The organism is Leclercia sp. AS011, assembly GCF_037152535.1.
In the GTDB taxonomy this organism is placed as follows: domain Bacteria; phylum Pseudomonadota; class Gammaproteobacteria; order Enterobacterales; family Enterobacteriaceae; genus Enterobacter.
On the sequence record NZ_JBBCMA010000001.1, the window covers coordinates 239246 to 255482 of the forward strand.

At 56.6% G+C, this 16237-nt stretch carries 18 protein-coding genes; 12 read left to right on the plus strand and 6 right to left on the minus strand.

The features are described from left to right. Nucleotides 1-136: 136 nt before the first annotated feature. From argT to hisP, 5 genes are all read left to right on the plus strand, one after another. The gene (argT, locus tag WFO70_RS01090) at nucleotides 137-919 is read left to right on the plus strand and encodes a lysine/arginine/ornithine ABC transporter substrate-binding protein ArgT (protein ID WP_337014182.1); all 783 of its coding nucleotides are present in this window, start codon (nucleotides 137-139) and stop codon (nucleotides 917-919) included. Nucleotides 920-1161: 242 nt separating this feature from the next. Then, nucleotides 1162-1944: a histidine ABC transporter substrate-binding protein HisJ gene (gene hisJ / locus WFO70_RS01095; RefSeq protein WP_337014184.1), complete on the plus strand. Its 783-nt coding sequence runs from the start codon at nucleotides 1162-1164 to the stop codon at nucleotides 1942-1944. Nucleotides 1945-2032: 88 nt separating this feature from the next. Continuing rightward, nucleotides 2033-2719 (plus strand): histidine ABC transporter permease HisQ, encoded by a 687-nt coding sequence (locus WFO70_RS01100; protein ID WP_333848759.1) that lies wholly within the window; start codon nucleotides 2033-2035, stop codon nucleotides 2717-2719. Next, entirely contained in the window at nucleotides 2716-3432 is a 717-nt protein-coding gene (locus tag WFO70_RS01105) for an ABC transporter permease (RefSeq protein ID WP_337014187.1), read from the plus strand. The genes WFO70_RS01100 and WFO70_RS01105 overlap by 4 nt, the downstream gene beginning before the upstream one ends. An 8-nt stretch (nucleotides 3433-3440) precedes the next feature. Continuing rightward, nucleotides 3441-4214, plus strand: a complete 774-nt coding sequence (gene hisP / locus WFO70_RS01110) for a histidine ABC transporter ATP-binding protein HisP (RefSeq protein WP_337014189.1) — start codon at nucleotides 3441-3443, stop codon at nucleotides 4212-4214. A gap of 75 nt (nucleotides 4215-4289) precedes the next feature. On the opposite strand, the gene WFO70_RS01115 is transcribed toward hisP, so the two are convergent. Genes WFO70_RS01115 through yfcG form a run of 4 tightly spaced genes read right to left on the minus strand, consistent with a single transcriptional unit; the run spans nucleotide 4290 to nucleotide 6765 of the window. Then, complete coding sequence (locus WFO70_RS01115; protein ID WP_337014191.1) at nucleotides 4290-4799, minus strand: GNAT family N-acetyltransferase; 510 nt, start codon at nucleotides 4797-4799, stop codon at nucleotides 4290-4292. 9 nt (nucleotides 4800-4808) lie between these two features. Next, nucleotides 4809-5702, minus strand: a complete 894-nt coding sequence (locus WFO70_RS01120; RefSeq protein ID WP_337014193.1) for a TIGR01777 family oxidoreductase — start codon at nucleotides 5700-5702, stop codon at nucleotides 4809-4811. Nucleotides 5703-5721: 19 nt separating this feature from the next. Continuing rightward, nucleotides 5722-6084, minus strand: coding sequence for a dihydroneopterin triphosphate 2'-epimerase (gene folX, locus WFO70_RS01125; RefSeq protein ID WP_142486563.1), 363 nt, complete (start codon nucleotides 6082-6084; stop codon nucleotides 5722-5724). A gap of 51 nt (nucleotides 6085-6135) precedes the next feature. Beyond that, a complete protein-coding gene (yfcG, locus tag WFO70_RS01130) occupies nucleotides 6136-6765 on the minus strand; it encodes a GSH-dependent disulfide bond oxidoreductase (RefSeq protein WP_337014196.1) in 630 nt (209 codons plus the stop codon). 144 nt (nucleotides 6766-6909) lie between these two features. Between yfcG and yfcF the strand changes: the two genes are divergently transcribed. Genes yfcF through yfcD form a run of 3 tightly spaced genes read left to right on the plus strand, consistent with a single transcriptional unit; the run spans nucleotide 6910 to nucleotide 8748 of the window. Further along, on the plus strand, nucleotides 6910-7554 hold the full coding sequence (gene yfcF, locus WFO70_RS01135) for a glutathione transferase (protein ID WP_337014198.1): 645 nt from the start codon (nucleotides 6910-6912) through the stop codon (nucleotides 7552-7554). A 44-nt stretch (nucleotides 7555-7598) separates the two neighbouring features. After that, entirely contained in the window at nucleotides 7599-8150 is a 552-nt protein-coding gene (yfcE, locus tag WFO70_RS01140; protein WP_337014199.1) for a phosphodiesterase, read from the plus strand. 55 nt (nucleotides 8151-8205) lie between these two features. Further along, the gene (yfcD, locus tag WFO70_RS01145) at nucleotides 8206-8748 is read left to right on the plus strand and encodes an NUDIX hydrolase YfcD (RefSeq protein ID WP_337014201.1); all 543 of its coding nucleotides are present in this window, start codon (nucleotides 8206-8208) and stop codon (nucleotides 8746-8748) included. 44 nt (nucleotides 8749-8792) lie between these two features. On the opposite strand, the gene pta is transcribed toward yfcD, so the two are convergent. Both pta and ackA read right to left on the minus strand, forming a co-directional pair. Further along, nucleotides 8793-10931, minus strand: coding sequence for a phosphate acetyltransferase (gene pta, locus WFO70_RS01150; RefSeq protein ID WP_337014203.1), 2139 nt, complete (start codon nucleotides 10929-10931; stop codon nucleotides 8793-8795). Nucleotides 10932-11007: 76 nt separating this feature from the next. Next, the gene (gene ackA, locus WFO70_RS01155; RefSeq protein ID WP_337014205.1) at nucleotides 11008-12210 is read right to left on the minus strand and encodes an acetate kinase; all 1203 of its coding nucleotides are present in this window, start codon (nucleotides 12208-12210) and stop codon (nucleotides 11008-11010) included. 336 nt (nucleotides 12211-12546) lie between these two features. Between ackA and yfbV the strand changes: the two genes are divergently transcribed. The 4 genes from yfbV (at nucleotide 12547) to WFO70_RS01175 (ending at nucleotide 16171) form a co-directional block, all read left to right on the plus strand. After that, complete coding sequence (yfbV, locus tag WFO70_RS01160) at nucleotides 12547-13002, plus strand: terminus macrodomain insulation protein YfbV (RefSeq protein ID WP_032612804.1); 456 nt, start codon at nucleotides 12547-12549, stop codon at nucleotides 13000-13002. A gap of 93 nt (nucleotides 13003-13095) precedes the next feature. Further along, entirely contained in the window at nucleotides 13096-13590 is a 495-nt protein-coding gene (locus WFO70_RS01165) for a YfbU family protein (RefSeq protein ID WP_337014207.1), read from the plus strand. An 11-nt stretch (nucleotides 13591-13601) separates the two neighbouring features. Beyond that, nucleotides 13602-14261 (plus strand): sugar phosphatase, encoded by a 660-nt coding sequence (locus WFO70_RS01170; protein WP_337014209.1) that lies wholly within the window; start codon nucleotides 13602-13604, stop codon nucleotides 14259-14261. 77 nt (nucleotides 14262-14338) lie between these two features. Continuing rightward, the gene (locus WFO70_RS01175) at nucleotides 14339-16171 is read left to right on the plus strand and encodes an SLC13 family permease (RefSeq protein WP_337014211.1); all 1833 of its coding nucleotides are present in this window, start codon (nucleotides 14339-14341) and stop codon (nucleotides 16169-16171) included. The last annotated feature ends 66 nt before the right edge of the window (nucleotides 16172-16237 follow it).

Genomic DNA, 16237 nt, shown 5'->3' on the forward strand with positions numbered 1-16237 from the left:
GCAACCTTTCGTTAACATATTTAACGCCGAAATTTTGCGCTAATTGCAATCTGGCATAAGACCTGCAAGGGATCGCCTGCAGCAACACACAACATCATCTATTACAAAATAAAATCACGACACTTGAGGGTAATGTATGAAGAAGACGGTTCTGGCTCTGTCTTTGCTGGTGGGATTAAGCGCAGCGGCAAGCAGCTATGCGGCGCTCCCACAGACCGTACGTATCGGTACCGACGCGACCTATGCGCCGTTCTCATCGAAAGATGCGAAGGGTGAATTCGTCGGGTTTGATATCGACCTGGGGAATGAGATGTGCAAACGCATGTCCGTGAAATGCACCTGGGTGGGAAGCGACTTCGATGCGCTGATCCCGTCCCTGAAAGCCAAGAAGATCGACGCGATTATCTCTTCGCTCTCTATCACCGAGAAACGCCAGCAGGAGATCGCCTTCTCTGAAAAACTGTATGCCGCGGACTCACGCCTGATTGCGGCGAAAGGCTCCCCTGTGCAGCCGACCATTGATTCGCTGAAAGGCAAACATGTGGGCGTCCTGCAGGGCTCCACCCAGGAAGGCTTTGCCAATGCCAACTGGCGTGAGAAGGGCGTGGATGTAGTGGCTTACCAGAACCAGGATCTGATCTATTCCGATCTGGCAGCAGGGCGTCTGGATGCTGCTTTCCAGGATGAAGTCGCCGCAAGCGAAGGCTTCCTGAAGCAACCGGCAGGGAAAGAGTTTGCCTTTGCCGGCCCGTCTGTAAAAGACAAAAAGTACTTTGGTGACGGCACAGGTATTGGCCTGCGTAAGGATGACACCGAGCTGAAAGCGGCGTTCGATAAAGCCTTTAACGAACTGCGTAAAGACGGCACCTACGACAAACTGGCGAAGAAATACTTCGACTTCAATGTGTACGGCGACTAACCGTTACTGACGGGTGCGCACCATAATGGCTCACCGTTATGGTGCGCCAGCGGTGTTTGCGAACCATAACGGTGCAAATCGTGCGCCCTGTTGGTTATAAAGTGAATAGTTAAGCACTTGCAATGCACTTTTTCGCGCGAGCGGGGCATAATCTTTTGCCTTGCCGCGGCGATTAATGGCACATTAATGGCACCCCCGTCGGCGTTAAAATCCCGTAAGAAGACAGTCTGTTGAGGATAGATATGAAAAAACTGGTGTTGTCACTTTCTCTGGCTCTGGCATTTTCCAGCGCTACTGCGGCATTCGCAGCAATTCCGCAAAAAGTACGTATTGGTACTGACCCGACTTATGCCCCCTTCGAATCGAAGAATGCACAGGGTGAACTGGTAGGATTTGATATCGATTTGGCGAAAGAGCTGTGCAAACGTATCAAAACAGAGTGTACCTTCGTTGAAAACCCACTGGATGCGCTGATCCCTTCGCTGAAAGCGAAAAAAATCGACGCCATTATGTCTTCTCTCTCCATCACCGAAAAACGCCAGCAGGAGATTGCCTTCACCGACAAACTTTATGCAGCGGATTCCCGTCTGGTGGTCGCAAAATCCTCTGATATTCAGCCAACCCTGGAATCCCTGAAAGGGAAGCGCGTGGGCGTGCTGCAGGGCACTACCCAGGAAACTTACGGCAATGAGCACTGGGCACCGAAAGGGATCGAGATCGTCTCTTATCAGGGTCAGGAGAATATCTACGCTGACCTTACCGCAGGCCGTATTGATGCCGCCTTCCAGGACGAAGTCGCTGCCAGCGAAGGCTTCCTGAAGCAGCCGGTAGGTAAAGATTACAAGTTCGGCGGTCCGTCCATTAAGGACGAGAAACTCTTCGGCGTGGGCACCGGCATGGGGCTGCGTAAAGAGGACAACGAACTGCGTGAAGCGCTGAACAAAGCCTTTGCCGAGATGCGCGCGGACGGGACTTACGAAAAACTGGCGAAGAAATACTTCGACTTTGATGTCTACGGTGGCTAAACGCCCCACTGAATAACGTGCGGCCCCTCCCGCAGTGGGAGGGGAAAAGACACGGCGACACCACTCACGACACGACAGGGCAGGCGGTATGCTGTACGGATTTTCTGGCGTAATTTTACAAGGCGCACTCGTCACCCTTGAACTGGCTCTCAGTTCGGTGGTGCTGGCGGTGTTAATAGGCCTGGCGGGCGCGGGCGCGAAGCTGTCGACCAATCGGGCCATGGTTCTGCTGTTTGAAGGCTATACCACTCTGATCCGAGGCGTGCCCGATCTGGTTCTGATGCTGTTGATTTTCTACGGGCTGCAAATCGCCCTCAACGGCATTACGGACGCCATCGGTATGGCGCAAATTGATATCGATCCTATGGTGGCCGGTATCATCACCCTGGGCTTTATCTACGGAGCCTACTTTACTGAAACCTTCCGCGGAGCCTATCTCGCGGTGCCGAAAGGGCATATCGAAGCAGCCACGGCATTCGGTTTTACCTCCTCTCAAACCTTCCGCCGAATTATGTTTCCGGCCATGATGCGCTTTGCGCTGCCGGGTATCGGCAACAACTGGCAGGTTATCCTCAAAGCGACGGCGCTGGTCTCGTTACTGGGGCTGGAAGATGTGGTGAAAGCCACGCAGCTGGCGGGTAAAAGCACCTGGGAACCGTTCTACTTCGCCATCGTCTGCGGGGTGATTTATCTGGTGTTTACCACCGTCTCCAATGGTGTGCTGCTGCTGCTCGAGCGTCGCTACTCCGTGGGTGTGAAGAGGGCTGACCTGTGATCGAGATTATTCAGGAGTACTGGAAATCACTGCTGTGGACCGACGGATACCGCTTTACCGGTGTGGCGATCACCCTCTGGCTGCTGATTTCATCCGTGGTGATGGGCGGCATTCTGGCGATATTTCTCGCCATCGGCCGCGTGTCGAACAACAAATACATTCGCTTTCCCATCTGGCTGTTTACCTATATTTTCCGCGGTACACCGCTCTATGTGCAGCTGCTGGTGTTCTACTCGGGGATGTACACCCTGGAGATCGTGAAAGGCACCGAGATGCTGAACGCGTTCTTCCGCAGCGGGCTGAACTGTACGGTGCTGGCGCTGACGCTGAACACCTGCGCCTACACCACCGAAATCTTCGCCGGGGCGATCCGTTCCGTTCCCTATGGCGAGATTGAGGCGGCGCGGGCCTATGGCTTCTCCTCCGTGAAGCTCTATCGCTGCATTATTCTGCCGTCGGCGCTGCGCATTGCGCTCCCCGCCTACAGCAACGAAGTGATTTTAATGCTGCACTCCACCGCGCTGGCCTTTACCGCCACCGTGCCGGATCTGCTGAAGATTGCCCGCGACATTAACTCGGCAACCTATCAGCCGTTTACCGCCTTCGGCATCGCGGCGGTGCTGTATTTAATTATTTCTTACGTCCTGATTAGCCTGTTCCGCAAAGCGGAAAAACGCTGGTTGCAGCACATAAAACCTTCTTCGACGCACTGAGAATTAAGATGGCTGAGAACAAATTAAACGTTATCGATCTGCACAAACGCTACGGCGAACATGAAGTGCTGAAAGGGGTGTCGCTGCAGGCAAATGCGGGCGATGTGATCAGTATTATCGGCTCCTCAGGGTCGGGTAAAAGTACCTTCCTGCGCTGCATCAACTTCCTCGAAAAGCCGAGTGCCGGCTCGATTGTGGTCAGCGGTGAAAATATCAATCTGGTGCAGGACAAAGACGGCCAGCTGAAGGTGGCAGATAAGCACCAGCTGCGGATGTTGCGTACCCGTCTGACGATGGTGTTCCAGCACTTCAACCTCTGGAGCCACATGACGGTGCTGGAGAACGTGATGGAAGCGCCGGTGCAGGTGCTGGGCTTAAGCAAGCAGGAAGCCCGTGCCCGTGCCGAGAAATACCTGGCGAAAGTGGGTATTGACGAGCGCCAGCAGATTAAATATCCGGTGCATCTCTCCGGCGGTCAGCAGCAGCGTGTCTCCATCGCCCGTGCGCTGGCGATGGAACCCGAAGTACTGCTGTTTGACGAACCCACCTCTGCGCTCGATCCCGAGCTGGTGGGCGAGGTGCTGCGTATCATGCAGCAGCTGGCCGAAGAGGGTAAAACGATGGTGGTGGTGACCCACGAGATGGGCTTCGCCCGTAACGTCTCCAACCACGTGATTTTCCTGCATCAGGGCGTAATCGAAGAGCAGGGGCACCCGGATGAGGTGCTGGCGAATCCGAAGAGCCCGCGCCTGCAGCAGTTCCTGAAAGGATCGTTGAAGTAGTTTATTGCCCGGTGGCGCTGCGCTTACCGGGCCTACGGGTTTTGTCGGCCGGGAAAACGCAGTGCCGCCCGGCAGTCAGGCCGCACCCTGCTCAAGCCGGTACACCCAGTCGTCATACCGCACGCCGTTAATCTCATACGCCTGTTCCAGCACCTGGGTGCGCACAAAGCCCGCTTTCTCTAACACCCGTACCGAACCGCCGTTATCCGCCAGCACGTACGCGTTAACCGCCTTCACGCCGACCCGAATAAAAGCATATTCACAGACGGCACACAGCGCCTCGCTGGCAATTCCGCGGCCCTGGGCGGCGGGGATCACCGTGTAGCCAATGTCGGCCTCTTCAGGATACGTTGCGCTGATTTGCAGCCCAATATCCCCCAGCGGGGTGGCATCATCGTGGGTGCGAATGACAAAAGTGTGTGGAGCCGTCAGACGGGCAGCAAACAGGCGACGGGTCTCTTTCTCCGGGACGATAGCGGCCATATAGCGCATGATCTCGGGTGATTCACGAAGCCGCAGGAAAAAGGGCCAGTCGGAGGGCTCAAAGGGGGAGAGCGTCAGTCTGGGAGTGGTAATCTTTGTCATTGTTACGCCTTAACCCACCACATCTCCCAGGGCCTCTTCTAAATCGTACCACCGGAAGGCAAACCCGGCGGCCTCCAGACGTTTTGGCAGCGCGCGCTGCCCGCCCAGCACCAGCACGGAGGATTCCCCCATCAGCAGGCGGACTGCGGTCGCCGGGGCACGAATCACGGCCGGGCGGTGCACCGCATGCCCCAGGGCATGAGCGAACTGTTCGTTGCGCACCGGATAGGGCGAGACCATATTGAACGGGCCGCGCAGATCGTTATCCAGCAGCCAGAGAATGCCATTCACCATATCGTCGATATGGATCCACGCCAGATACTGACGGCCATTGCCGATTGGCCCGCCGAGCCCCAGCTTAAACACCGGCAGCATCTTCGCCAGAATCCCGCCTTTGGGCGCCAGCACCACGCCGGTACGCAGCAGGCAAACGCGGGTTTGTTCGTTCTGCGCGCCGCAGGCGATCTGCTCCCAGCGGGCGCACAGCTTATGGGTAAATTCGTTGTGCGGCGGCTCCTCTTCGGTAACCACCACTTCGCCTAAATCGCCGTAATAGCCCGATGCCGAACCGGAGATAAACACCGACGGCGGCGTGTCGCTGGCCTTGAACATATCCACCAGCCGCTGGGTGATAGTCCAGCGGCTGTTGCACAGCCGCTGCTTCTGATCGTCAGTCCAGCGTTTGTCGGCGATGGGTTCCCCCGCCAGATTGATGACGGCGTCAAAGCCGTTGAGATCCTGATGCTCGGTGAGCCCTTTCCAGATATCGATGCCGGAGCCGAGTGTCTGGCGCGCTTTTTCGGGACTGCGCGTCACCACCGTCAGCTCATGGCCCAGCGTCTGTAAGCGGGGGATCAGATGCCGGCCAATCAGGCCGGTACCGCCGGTTATCAGGATCTTCATACAACCTCCAGGGTTGCGCTTAGCGTTGCCAGCTTAACGTCATTGAGACGGAGTCGGCATAGCGCAGCGCGTGAAGTTTATCGATCTCTACTTCAGCATAGGTGACCCAGTGATGTTCGCGTGCGATATCCAGCACATCCTGAGTTAATTTTTCCAGCAAAGAGAAGCGGTTACTCTCGACATGTTGAATGATGCTTTTGGTGACGGTGCGGTAGTTCAGGGCGTCATTGATATCCTCACTGTCCCGGGCCTTGTCGGCCGGGTAGTGGATCACCACATTAACCACGATATCCTGACGGTTAGCGCGCTCCTCCTCTTTGATACCGATGTAGGTGCGCAGGCGTAAATTTTTAATACGAATAATCGCGTCTTGCTGGGACATTGCAGGCTTCCTCCGTGTCATTATCGCCACCATAATACATGAGGAAAGCGTTTATATCTGCTGTGCTTTTTGCATGGCGCGCTCGGTTGCCGGACGGGTGCGAATGCGCTCAAACCAGTTGTTCACCGCTGGCCACGACGCCAGGTCGACGCGGTGGCTTTCATGGGTATTAACCCACGGCCAGCATGCGATATCCGCAATGCTGTAGTGATCGCCCCCCAGCCACGGCGATTTTTCCAGACGCTTATTCAGCACATTATAGAGCCGCTGCGTCTCGACCTGGAAACGTTCGATGGCGTAGGCGATCGGCTGCGGCGCAAAGTGGTTAAAGTGATAGTTCTGGCCGATCATCGGCCCCAGTCCGCCCACCTGCCAGAAGAGCCACTGCAGGGTAACGTGGCGTTCCCGTAATTCCCCACTCAGCAGCTTGCCGGTCTTCTCCGCCAGATAGAGCAGGATCTCGCCGGACTCAAACAGGCTCAGTGGCGCACCGCCATCGTCCGGTTCGTGGTCGACGATGGCCGGGATTTTATTGTTGGGTGAAATGGCAAGAAACTCGGGGCGAAACTGTTCGCCTTTACTGATATCAACCGGCAGGATGCGGTAGTCCAGCTGGGCCTCCTCCAGAAACAGAGTGATTTTATGCCCGTTGGGGGTAGGGGCGTAGTAAAGGTCAATCATCGCAACTCCTGTCATAACGATTATCGCGGCATAGGATCGAGTATAGGTGGTGGTTATAAATCGTGAGTTTTCATCAAGTGACAGCCGGGACAGGAGGTTATATTTTGGATATCAACCCATCCCCCGACGTCTTACGAGGACCTTATGAGCCAACCTGCGATTACCCTGTGGTCAGATGCCGATTATTACTCCCCCTATGTCATGAGCGTGTATGTCGCACTGGCCGAGAAAGGACTGCCCTTTACCCTGAAGACCGTTGACCTCAGCCGGGGCGAGAATCGCCAGCCGCAGTGGCGAGGCTATGCCCTGACCCGTCGCGTGCCGGTGCTGGAGCATGACGGCTTTGAACTCAGCGAATCCTCGGCCATTACCGAATATCTTGAGGAGCAATTTGCGCCGCCGGAGTGGGAGCGGATCTACCCTCACGATGGGCAAAAACGTGCCCGCGCGCGTCAGATCCAGGCGTGGCTGCGCAGCGATCTGGTGCCGATCCGCACGGAGCGCTCTACCGACGTGGTCTTCGCCGGGGTAAAAAAACCGGCCCTGAGCGAAACCGCGCAGCGGGCGGCAAACCAGCTCTACGATACCGCCTCCTCGCTGCTTGCCCACGGCCAGCAAAATCTGTTCGGGGAGTGGTGTATTGCGGATGCGGATCTGGCGTTGATGCTCAACCGTCTGGTGCTTAACGGCGACGACGTGCCGCAGCCGCTGGTGGATTACGCTAACTTCCAGTGGCAGCGTGCCTCCGTGCAGCGTTACGTGGCGCTGTCAGCGAAGCGGGCGGGCTGATATTCCGGTATGATGGGGCAGCTTTTCGACATAAGGAGTTTCTGATGAAGCTGATGTTTGCATCGGACATCCACGGCTCGCTGCCGGCGACCGAACGGGTGCTTTCGCTGTTTGAGCAGAGCGGGGCGCAATGGCTGGTGATCCTCGGGGATGTGCTGAACCACGGCCCGCGCAATCCGCTACCCGAGGGCTACGCGCCTGCTGAGGTCGCCGATCGGCTCAACGCCTACGCGTCGCGGATTATCGCCGTGCGCGGCAACTGCGACAGCGAAGTCGACCAGATGCTGCTGCATTTTCCCCTTACCGCCCCCTGGCAGCAGATCCTGCTGGAGAACAGCCGCCTGTTTGTGACCCACGGTCATCTGTTTGGCCCGGATAACCTGCCCGCGCTGAATGCTGGCGATGTGCTGGTTTACGGCCATACTCATATTCCGGTAGCCGGTAAACAGGGCGATCTTCTGCATTTCAATCCTGGCTCGGTCAGCCTGCCCAAAGGCGGCTTCCCCCCCAGCTACGGTATGCTGGAAGGCAACCATTTGTGCGTTATGACGCTGAATGACGGCCAGGTTATTGCGCAGTCAGAGATTAATCCGTAATTTACTCCTCAACAGTAAACGCGCCGCGAGAGCGCTTTAAAGAGAAGGTTTCCCGATGGTGGAGCAGAGTCATTTGGCAAGTACGGAATGGGTGGATATTGTCAACGAAGACAATGAGGTAATCGCACAGGCGAGCCGCGAGCAGATGCGGGCGCAACGCCTGCGTCATCGCGCGACCTATATCGTCGTGCATGATGGGATGGGCAATATTCTGGTTCAGCGCCGTACCGAAACGAAAGACTTCATGCCCGGGATGCTTGATGCAACCGCCGGTGGCGTGGTGCAGGCCGATGAGCTGCTGCTCGATTCCGCCCGCCGTGAAGCGGAAGAGGAGCTGGGGATTGCCGGCGTACCGTTCGCCGAACATGGCCAGTTCTATTTCGAAGATCCGCACTGCCGCGTCTGGGGTGGCCTTTTCAGCTGCGTCTCCCACGGGCCGTTTGCGTTGCAGGAGGAAGAGGTGAGTGAAGTCTGCTGGATGACCCCGGCTGAGATCACCGCCCGCTGCGATGAATTCACACCAGATTCGCTGAAAGCGCTGGCCCTGTGGATGAGCCGCAATGCCAGCAACGAGCCGCTTAAGCACGAAGAAGCATAAAAAAAGGGCGACCATCTGGTCGCCCTTTTACTTTTCAGTGTTGCTTACTGCTGGGAAGACTGGATCGCGGTCAGGGCGATGGTATAGACGATATCGTCTACCAGCGCGCCACGAGACAGGTCGTTCACCGGCTTGCGCATACCCTGCAGCATCGGCCCGATGGAGATCAGGTCGGCTGAACGCTGTACCGCTTTGTAGGTGGTGTTACCGGTGTTCAGATCCGGGAAGATGAACACGGTAGCGCGACCGGCAACCGGCGAGTTCGGCGCTTTAGATTTGGCAACGTCAGCCATAACGGCGGCGTCATACTGCAGCGGGCCATCGATAACCAGATCCGGGCGTTTTTCCTGGGCGATACGGGTCGCTTCACGCACTTTCTCTACGTCGCTACCTGCACCAGAGGTACCTGTAGAGTAGGAGAGCATCGCTACGCGCGGTTCGATACCGAAGGCAATCGCGGAGTCAGCAGACTGGATCGCAATCTCGGCCAGCTGTTCAGCGGTTGGATCCGGGTTGATCGCACAGTCACCGTAAACGTAAACCTGTTCCGGCAGCAGCATGAAGAACACGGAAGAGACCAGAGAGCTGCCTGGTGCAGTTTTGATCAGCTGCAGCGGCGGACGGATGGTGTTCGCAGTGGTGTGAACCGCACCGGAAACCAGACCGTCAACTTCGTCCTGCTCCAGCATCAGGGTACCGAGAACCACGTTGTCTTCCAGCTGTTCGCGGGCAACGGCTTCAGTCATGCCCTTGCTCTTACGCAGCTCGACCAGACGGGCAACGTAGCTTTCACGCACCACTTCCGGGTCAACGATTTCGATACCAGAACCCAGCTCAACGCCCTGAGAGGCAGCAACGCGGGTGATCTCATCCGGGTTACCCAGCAGCACACAGGTCGCGATACCGCGCTCGGCACAGATGGCGGCAGCTTTCACGGTACGCGGTTCGTCGCCTTCTGGCAGCACAACGCGTTTGCCCGCTTTACGCGCCAGCTCGGTGAGCTGATAACGGAAAGCTGGTGGAGAGAGACGACGGCTGCGCTCGGAGGTCGCGGTCAGGGATTCAATCCACTCAGGATTGATGCAACCGGCAACGTATTCCTGCACTTTCTCGATACGCTGGTGGTCATCAACCGGCACTTCCAGGTTGAAGCTCTGCAGGCTCAGAGAGGTCTGCCAGGTGTTGGTATTCACCATGAAGACCGGCAGGCCGGTAGCAAATGCGCGTTCGCACAGCTTGCTGACGCGTGGGTCCATTTCATAGGCACCGGTCAGCAGGATCGCACCGATTTCCACGCCGTTCATCGCTGCCAGGCAGGCTGCAACCAGCACGTCAGGACGGTCAGCGGAGGTCACCAGCAGGGAACCTGCACGGAAGTGCTCCAGCATGTGCGGAATGCTACGCGCACAGAAGGTCACGGACTTCACGCGACGGGTGTTGATATCGCCTTCGTTGACGATGGTTGCGTTCAGGTGACGCGCCATGTCGATCGCACGGGTGGCAATCAGGTCGAAGCTCCAGGTCACCGCGCCGAGCACGGGCAGAGAGCTGTATTCCTGCAGCTTAGCGGGATCGATTTTCACGACTTTCGCTTTGGAGGAGTCGTCGAAAATTTCAGACAGGTCAGGGCGGGTACGGCCTTGCTCATCTACCGGGGCGTTCAGTTTGTTAACGATAACGCCGGTGATGTTGGTGTTTTTCGCGCCGCCGAAGCTGCTGCGGGTCAGCTCAATACGCTCTTTCAGCTGTTCCGGGGTATCGGTACCCTGGGACATCACGAACACGATTTCCGCGTTCAGCGTTTTGGCGATTTCAAAGTTCAGGGACTGGGCAAACTGATGCTTGCGCGTTGGAACCAGACCTTCAACCAGCACCACTTCCGCATCCTGTGCGTTAGCGTGATAGTTAGCGATGATCTCTTCCATCAGCACGTCTTTCTGGTTGCTGGAGAGCAGAGACTCAACGTGGCTCATCTTCAGCGGTTCAGCCGCTGGCAGGTTAGAGTTTGCACGAACGATAGTGGTGGTCTGGTCTGGGGCATCGCCACCAGCACGGGGTTGAGCGATTGGCTTAAACACGCTCAGACGAACGCCTTTGCGTTCCATCGCACGGATCACACCGAGGCTGACGCTGGTCAGGCCTACGCTGGTTCCGGTCGGGATCAGCATAATAGTACGGGACACGATTTATCCTCTTTCGTTACCGCCAAAATCAGGCGGGCTACAAAACAGCACCGCCAGCATTGCTGGCGGTGTGGAATCAGGCAGTCAGACGGCTCGCGTCTTGCGCGATAACCAGCTCTTCATTGGTTGGAATAACCATTGCCAGAGTGGTGCCTTCTTTGTTGATGAAGCCAGACTTACCGAAGCGCGCGGCCAGGTTACGTTCATGGTCAACATCAAAGCCCAGCACGCCCAGTTTGCCCAGGGACAGCTCGCGCACCATTGCCGCGTTCTCACCGATACCACCGGTGAAGACCACGCCGTCCAGACGACCGTCCATCAGGGCAGTGTAAGAACCGATGTACTTCGCCAGACGGTGGCAGTAAACGTCCATTGCACGTTTAGCGTCTTCTTTGTCGGCGTAGTTGTCTTCAACATAACGGCAGTCGCTGGTGACTTCGGTCAGACCCAGCAGGCCAGACTCTTTGGTCAGCATTTTGTTGATATCTTCAACGCTCATGCCCAGGGTATCGTGCAGATGGAAGATGATCGCCGGGTCGATATCACCGGAGCGAGTACCCATCACCAGGCCTTCCAGCGGGGTCAGACCCATAGAGGTATCAACGCATTTGCCGTTACGGATAGCAGAAACGGAACCGCCGTTGCCCAGGTGGCAAGTGATGATGTTCACTTCTTCAACCGGCTTGTTCAGCATTTTCGCGGCTTCTTGCGTCACGTAGAAGTGGCTGGTGCCGTGTGCGCCGTAGCGACGAACGCCGTGCTCTTTGTACAGTTTGTACGGCAGGGCATAGAGGTAAGACTCTTCCGGCATGGTCTGATGGAACGCGGTGTCGAACACGGCCACGTTTTTGTCTTTCAGATGCGGGAAGGATTTCAGCGCTTCAGCGATGCCGATCAGGTGAGCCGGGTTATGCAGCGGTGCAAAAGAGGCGGAGTCTTTAATGCCCTGAATAACAGAGTCATCGATGACCACAGACTTGGTGTACTTCTCGCCACCATGAACGATACGGTGACCGATAGCGGTCAGCTGAGCGGACAGTTCTGGTTTTTGTGCCAGAATAGTGTTAACGATAAAGTTCAGCGCTTCGCTGTGAGCGGCGCCTGCACCTAAAGCCGCTTCCTGTTTGCTGCCGTCCATTTTCCACTTAAGACGTGCTTCAGGAAGATGGAAACATTCGGCCAAACCAGAAAGGTACTCTTCACCGTTGATCGCATCGATGATAGCGAATTTAAGTGAGGAGCTACCGCAGTTCAGAACCAGTACTAACTTACTCGACATGGAAGTACCTATTATTGATACGTGGCTAAAAAAACGTCAGTGAGTCAAGGATCGTAGCGCAAGATATCGCTGACATTTATGATTAACATCATGCCCGAAGTACATTTCGGCATGACGAAAGGAATACATATGATTTTATGCCATTTTGCGCATTTTTCCGGCAATGGCATAATGTGCGATAATTTGACGAGTGAACATTCCTCGTCTAAGGCCTTTGCAGGCCGGCACAGGATACCTGATACTGGGTAGTGCTGACAAAAGTTTTTGAACGATGTCATGACCAGTTGTGGTTTTGCACGAATTTTTTAATCTTTATATGTGAAGTTGAGGTAAGCCATGTCGACACCCGTGAATCCTTCCGTGAGCTTTTTTAGCCTGTTTCGCCGGGGGCAGCATTACTCGAAGACGTGGCCACTGGAGAAGCGCCTGGCGCCCGTCTTTATTGAAAACCGCGTGATCCGCGCCACCCGGCACGCTATCCGTCTGATGCCGCCCATTGCGGTCTTCACCCTGTGCTGGCAGATTGCGCTGGGTGGGCAACTCGGCCCCGCGGTGGCAACCGCGCTGTTCGCCCTGAGCCTGCCGATGCAGGGCTTGTGGTGGTTGGGCAAACGCTCGGTCACGCCGCTGCCGCCGTCGGTGTTGTCCTGGTTCTATGAAGTTCGCGGCAAGCTGCAGGATGCCGGGCAGGCGCTGGCACCGGTCGAGGGTAAACCTGATTACCAGGCGCTGGCAGATACCCTGAAGCGGGCATTCAAGCAACTTGATAAAACATTCCTCGATGACTTGTGATTGATCATCGAAACGATCTCTAAAAGAAGGCACAGTAACACCCCGTTACCGTGTCTTTTTTTTAATGCTGCCATGCGCAACAGGAGTCGAAAGATGGAAATGACCCACGCTCAACGTCTGATTTTATCGAATCAGTACAAAATGATGACGATGCTTGATCCCGACAACGCCGAGCGCTATCGCCGCTTGCAGACTATCATCGAACGTGGTTTCGGTTTACAGATGCGCGAGCTGGATCGCGACTTTGGCGAACTTAAGGAAGAGACCTGCCGTACCGTTATCGACATCATGGAGATGTACCACGCGCTGCATGTCTCCTGGACCAACCTGAAAGACGCCCAGACCATCGACGAGCGTCGTGTTACCTTCCTGGGCTTTGATGCGGCTACCGAATCCCGCTACCTGAGCTATGTCCGCTTTATGGTGAATGTGGAAGGTCGCTATACCCATTTCGATGCCGGTACTCATGGCTTTAACGCCCAGACCCCGATGTGGGAAAAGTATCAGCGCATGCTCAGCGTGTGGCACGCCTGCCCACGTCAGTACCATCTGAGCAGCAATGAGATCCAACAAATTATTAATGCCTGACGGAGGTAGATGTGCAGTGTAAAGGTTTTCTGTTTGATCTGGACGGGACGCTGGTCGATTCGTTACCCGTAGTGGAGCGCTCCTGGTGTCGCTGGGCCGACCGGCATGGCATCGACCATCAGGAAGTACTGAATTTTATCCATGGCAAACAGGCCATAACCTCTTTACGGCACTTTCTACAGGGAAAAAGCGAAGACGATATCCAGGCGGAATTTGCCTGGCTTGAGCAGGTCGAAGCCACCGATACCGACGGCATCACCGCACTGCCGGGGGCGCTTGCGCTGCTCAGGCATCTGAATGAAGCGGGGATCCCGTGGGCAATTGTCACCTCCGGCTCTGTTCCCGTGGCCCATGCGCGCCATAAAGCGGCTGGGTTGCCGGTGCCGGAGGTGTTTATCACCGCAGAGCGGGTAACGCGCGGCAAGCCGGAGCCCGATGCCTTTTTACTGGGCGCGAAGCTGCTGGGGCTGGCAGCGGAAGACTGCGTGGTGGTCGAAGATGCCGCCGCCGGCGTGCTGGCGGGTCTCAACGCTGGCTGTCACGTCATCGCCGTTAATGTTCCTGCCAACTCGCCGCGTCTGGACGAGGCGGACCTGGTGCTCACCACGCTGGAGTCCATCGTCGTCAGCCGCACTGCCGACGGGAATGTAACAGTCTCACGGAAAATGTAATCACATGATATAGCCCCACATTGCTGGGGCTTTTTTATGGCACTATCGGCTTCACTCTCTTCTGACAAGGATCTGTTTTGAACGGTGAACTTATTTGGGTTTTAAGCCTGCTCCTTATCGCGATTATTCTGTTTGCGACCGGCAAAGTCCGCATGGATGCCGTGGCCCTGCTGGTGATTGTGGCCTTTGTGCTCAGCGGTACCCTAACCCTCACGGAAGCCTTCTCCGGCTTTAGCGATCCCAACGTTATCTTAATTGCCGCCCTGTTTATCATCGGTGACGGCCTGGTGCGTACCGGCGTGGCGACCAGCATGGGCTCCTGGCTGGTTAGCGTGGCGGGCAACAGCGAAACCAAAATGCTGGTCTTCCTGATGCTGACCGTCGCCGGGCTGGGGGCCTTTATGAGCTCCACCGGGGTGGTGGCGATCTTTATTCCGGTGGTACTGAGCGTCTCCATGCGCATGCAGATCTCACCGTCACGCCTGATGATGCCGCTCAGCTTCGCCGGCCTTATCAGCGGTATGATGACGCTGGTGGCCACGCCGCCGAACCTGGTGGTCAACAGTGAACTGCTGCGCGAAGGCCTGGAAGGCTTCAGCTTCTTTAGCGTGACGCCGCTGGGGCTGGTGATCCTCGTGCTGGGTATTATTTATATGCTGCTGACCCGCTTTGCCCTGAAAAGCGATAAGCAGGATAAACCTCGCGACGGCTGGAAGCGCCGCACCTTCCGCGATCTGATTAAAGAGTATCGTCTCACCGGGCGGGCCCGTCGTCTGGCGATCCGCCCCGGCTCGCCGCTGATTGGCCAGCGCCTGGACGATCTGAAACTCCGCGAACGCTACGGGGCCAACGTCATCGGGGTGGAACGCTGGCGTCGTTTTCGCCGGGTTATCGTCAACGTTAACGGCGTATCGGAGTTTCGCGCCCGGGACGTGCTGCTGATTGATATGTCCTCCGCGGATGTCGATCTGCGCGATTTTTGCAGCGAGCAGCTGCTGGAGCCGATGGTCCTGCGCGGCGAGTACTTCTCCGATCAGGCGCTGGATGTGGGGATGGCAGAAGTGTCGCTGATCCCCGAGTCGGAGCTGCTCGGCAAAACCATCCGCGAAATCGGCTTTCGTACCCGTTACGGTTTAAACGTCGTAGGGTTAAAACGCGACGGCGTGGCGATGGATGGCTCGGTGGTGGATGAACCCCTGGCGCTGGGGGATATCTTCCTGGTGGTGGGCAACTGGAAGCTGATCACCCAACTGGGGCAGCGAGGACGCGACTTCGTGGTGCTGAACTTACCCATCGAGGTCAGCGATGCGTCTCCCGCCCACAGCCAGGCGCCGCACGCCATTTTTTGTCTGGTGCTGATGGTCGCCCTGATGCTGACCGATGAGATCCCGAACCCGGTGGCGGCGATCGTTGCCTGCCTGCTGATGGGGAAATTCCGCTGCATCGACGCTGAAAGCGCTTACAAAGCGATCCACTGGCCGAGCATCATTTTGATTGTCGGCATGATGCCCTTTGCGCTGGCGCTGCAAAAAACCGGCGGGGTGGATTTGGTAGTGAAAGGGTTAATGGAGCTGGGGGGCGGTTACGGCCCTTATATGATGCTGATGTGTCTGTTTATCATGTGCGCCACCATCGGGCTGTTTATCTCCAATACCGCGACCGCGGTGCTGATGGCGCCTATTGCGCTGGCGATGGCAAAATCGATGGGGGTATCGCCTTATCCGTTTGCGATGATGGTGGCGATGGCCGCCTCTGCCGCCTTTATGACCCCGGTCTCATCCCCGGTGAATACCCTGGTGCTGGGGCCGGGTAAATATACCTTCAGCGACTTCGTGAAGCTCGGCGTCCCCTTCACGATCCTGGTGATGGTGGTGTGCGTGGTGATGATCCCGGTGTTATTTCCGTTCTGATAGTCTTGCCCGGCGGCGCTACGCTTGCCGGGCCTACGGTGTGGTAGGCCGGGTAAGGCGCAGCCG

Coding starts and splice junctions, on each gene's coding strand:
- yfcF (WP_337014198.1), top strand. CDS start 6,910: ATGAGCCAACCTGCGATTACCCTGTGGTCAGATGCCGATTATTACTCC.
- yfbV (WP_032612804.1), top strand. CDS start 12,547: ATGTCGACACCCGTGAATCCTTCCGTGAGCTTTTTTAGCCTGTTTCGC.
- WFO70_RS01165 (WP_337014207.1), top strand. CDS start 13,096: ATGGAAATGACCCACGCTCAACGTCTGATTTTATCGAATCAGTACAAA.
- folX (WP_142486563.1), bottom strand. CDS start 6,084: ATGTCCCAGCAAGACGCGATTATTCGTATTAAAAATTTACGCCTGCGC.
- yfcE (WP_337014199.1), top strand. CDS start 7,599: ATGAAGCTGATGTTTGCATCGGACATCCACGGCTCGCTGCCGGCGACC.
- ackA (WP_337014205.1), bottom strand. CDS start 12,210: ATGTCGAGTAAGTTAGTACTGGTTCTGAACTGCGGTAGCTCCTCACTT.
- WFO70_RS01100 (WP_333848759.1), top strand. CDS start 2,033: ATGCTGTACGGATTTTCTGGCGTAATTTTACAAGGCGCACTCGTCACC.
- hisJ (WP_337014184.1), top strand. CDS start 1,162: ATGAAAAAACTGGTGTTGTCACTTTCTCTGGCTCTGGCATTTTCCAGC.
- argT (WP_337014182.1), top strand. CDS start 137: ATGAAGAAGACGGTTCTGGCTCTGTCTTTGCTGGTGGGATTAAGCGCA.
- WFO70_RS01120 (WP_337014193.1), bottom strand. CDS start 5,702: ATGAAGATCCTGATAACCGGCGGTACCGGCCTGATTGGCCGGCATCTG.
- hisP (WP_337014189.1), top strand. CDS start 3,441: ATGGCTGAGAACAAATTAAACGTTATCGATCTGCACAAACGCTACGGC.
- yfcD (WP_337014201.1), top strand. CDS start 8,206: ATGGTGGAGCAGAGTCATTTGGCAAGTACGGAATGGGTGGATATTGTC.
- yfcG (WP_337014196.1), bottom strand. CDS start 6,765: ATGATTGACCTTTACTACGCCCCTACCCCCAACGGGCATAAAATCACT.
- WFO70_RS01115 (WP_337014191.1), bottom strand. CDS start 4,799: ATGACAAAGATTACCACTCCCAGACTGACGCTCTCCCCCTTTGAGCCC.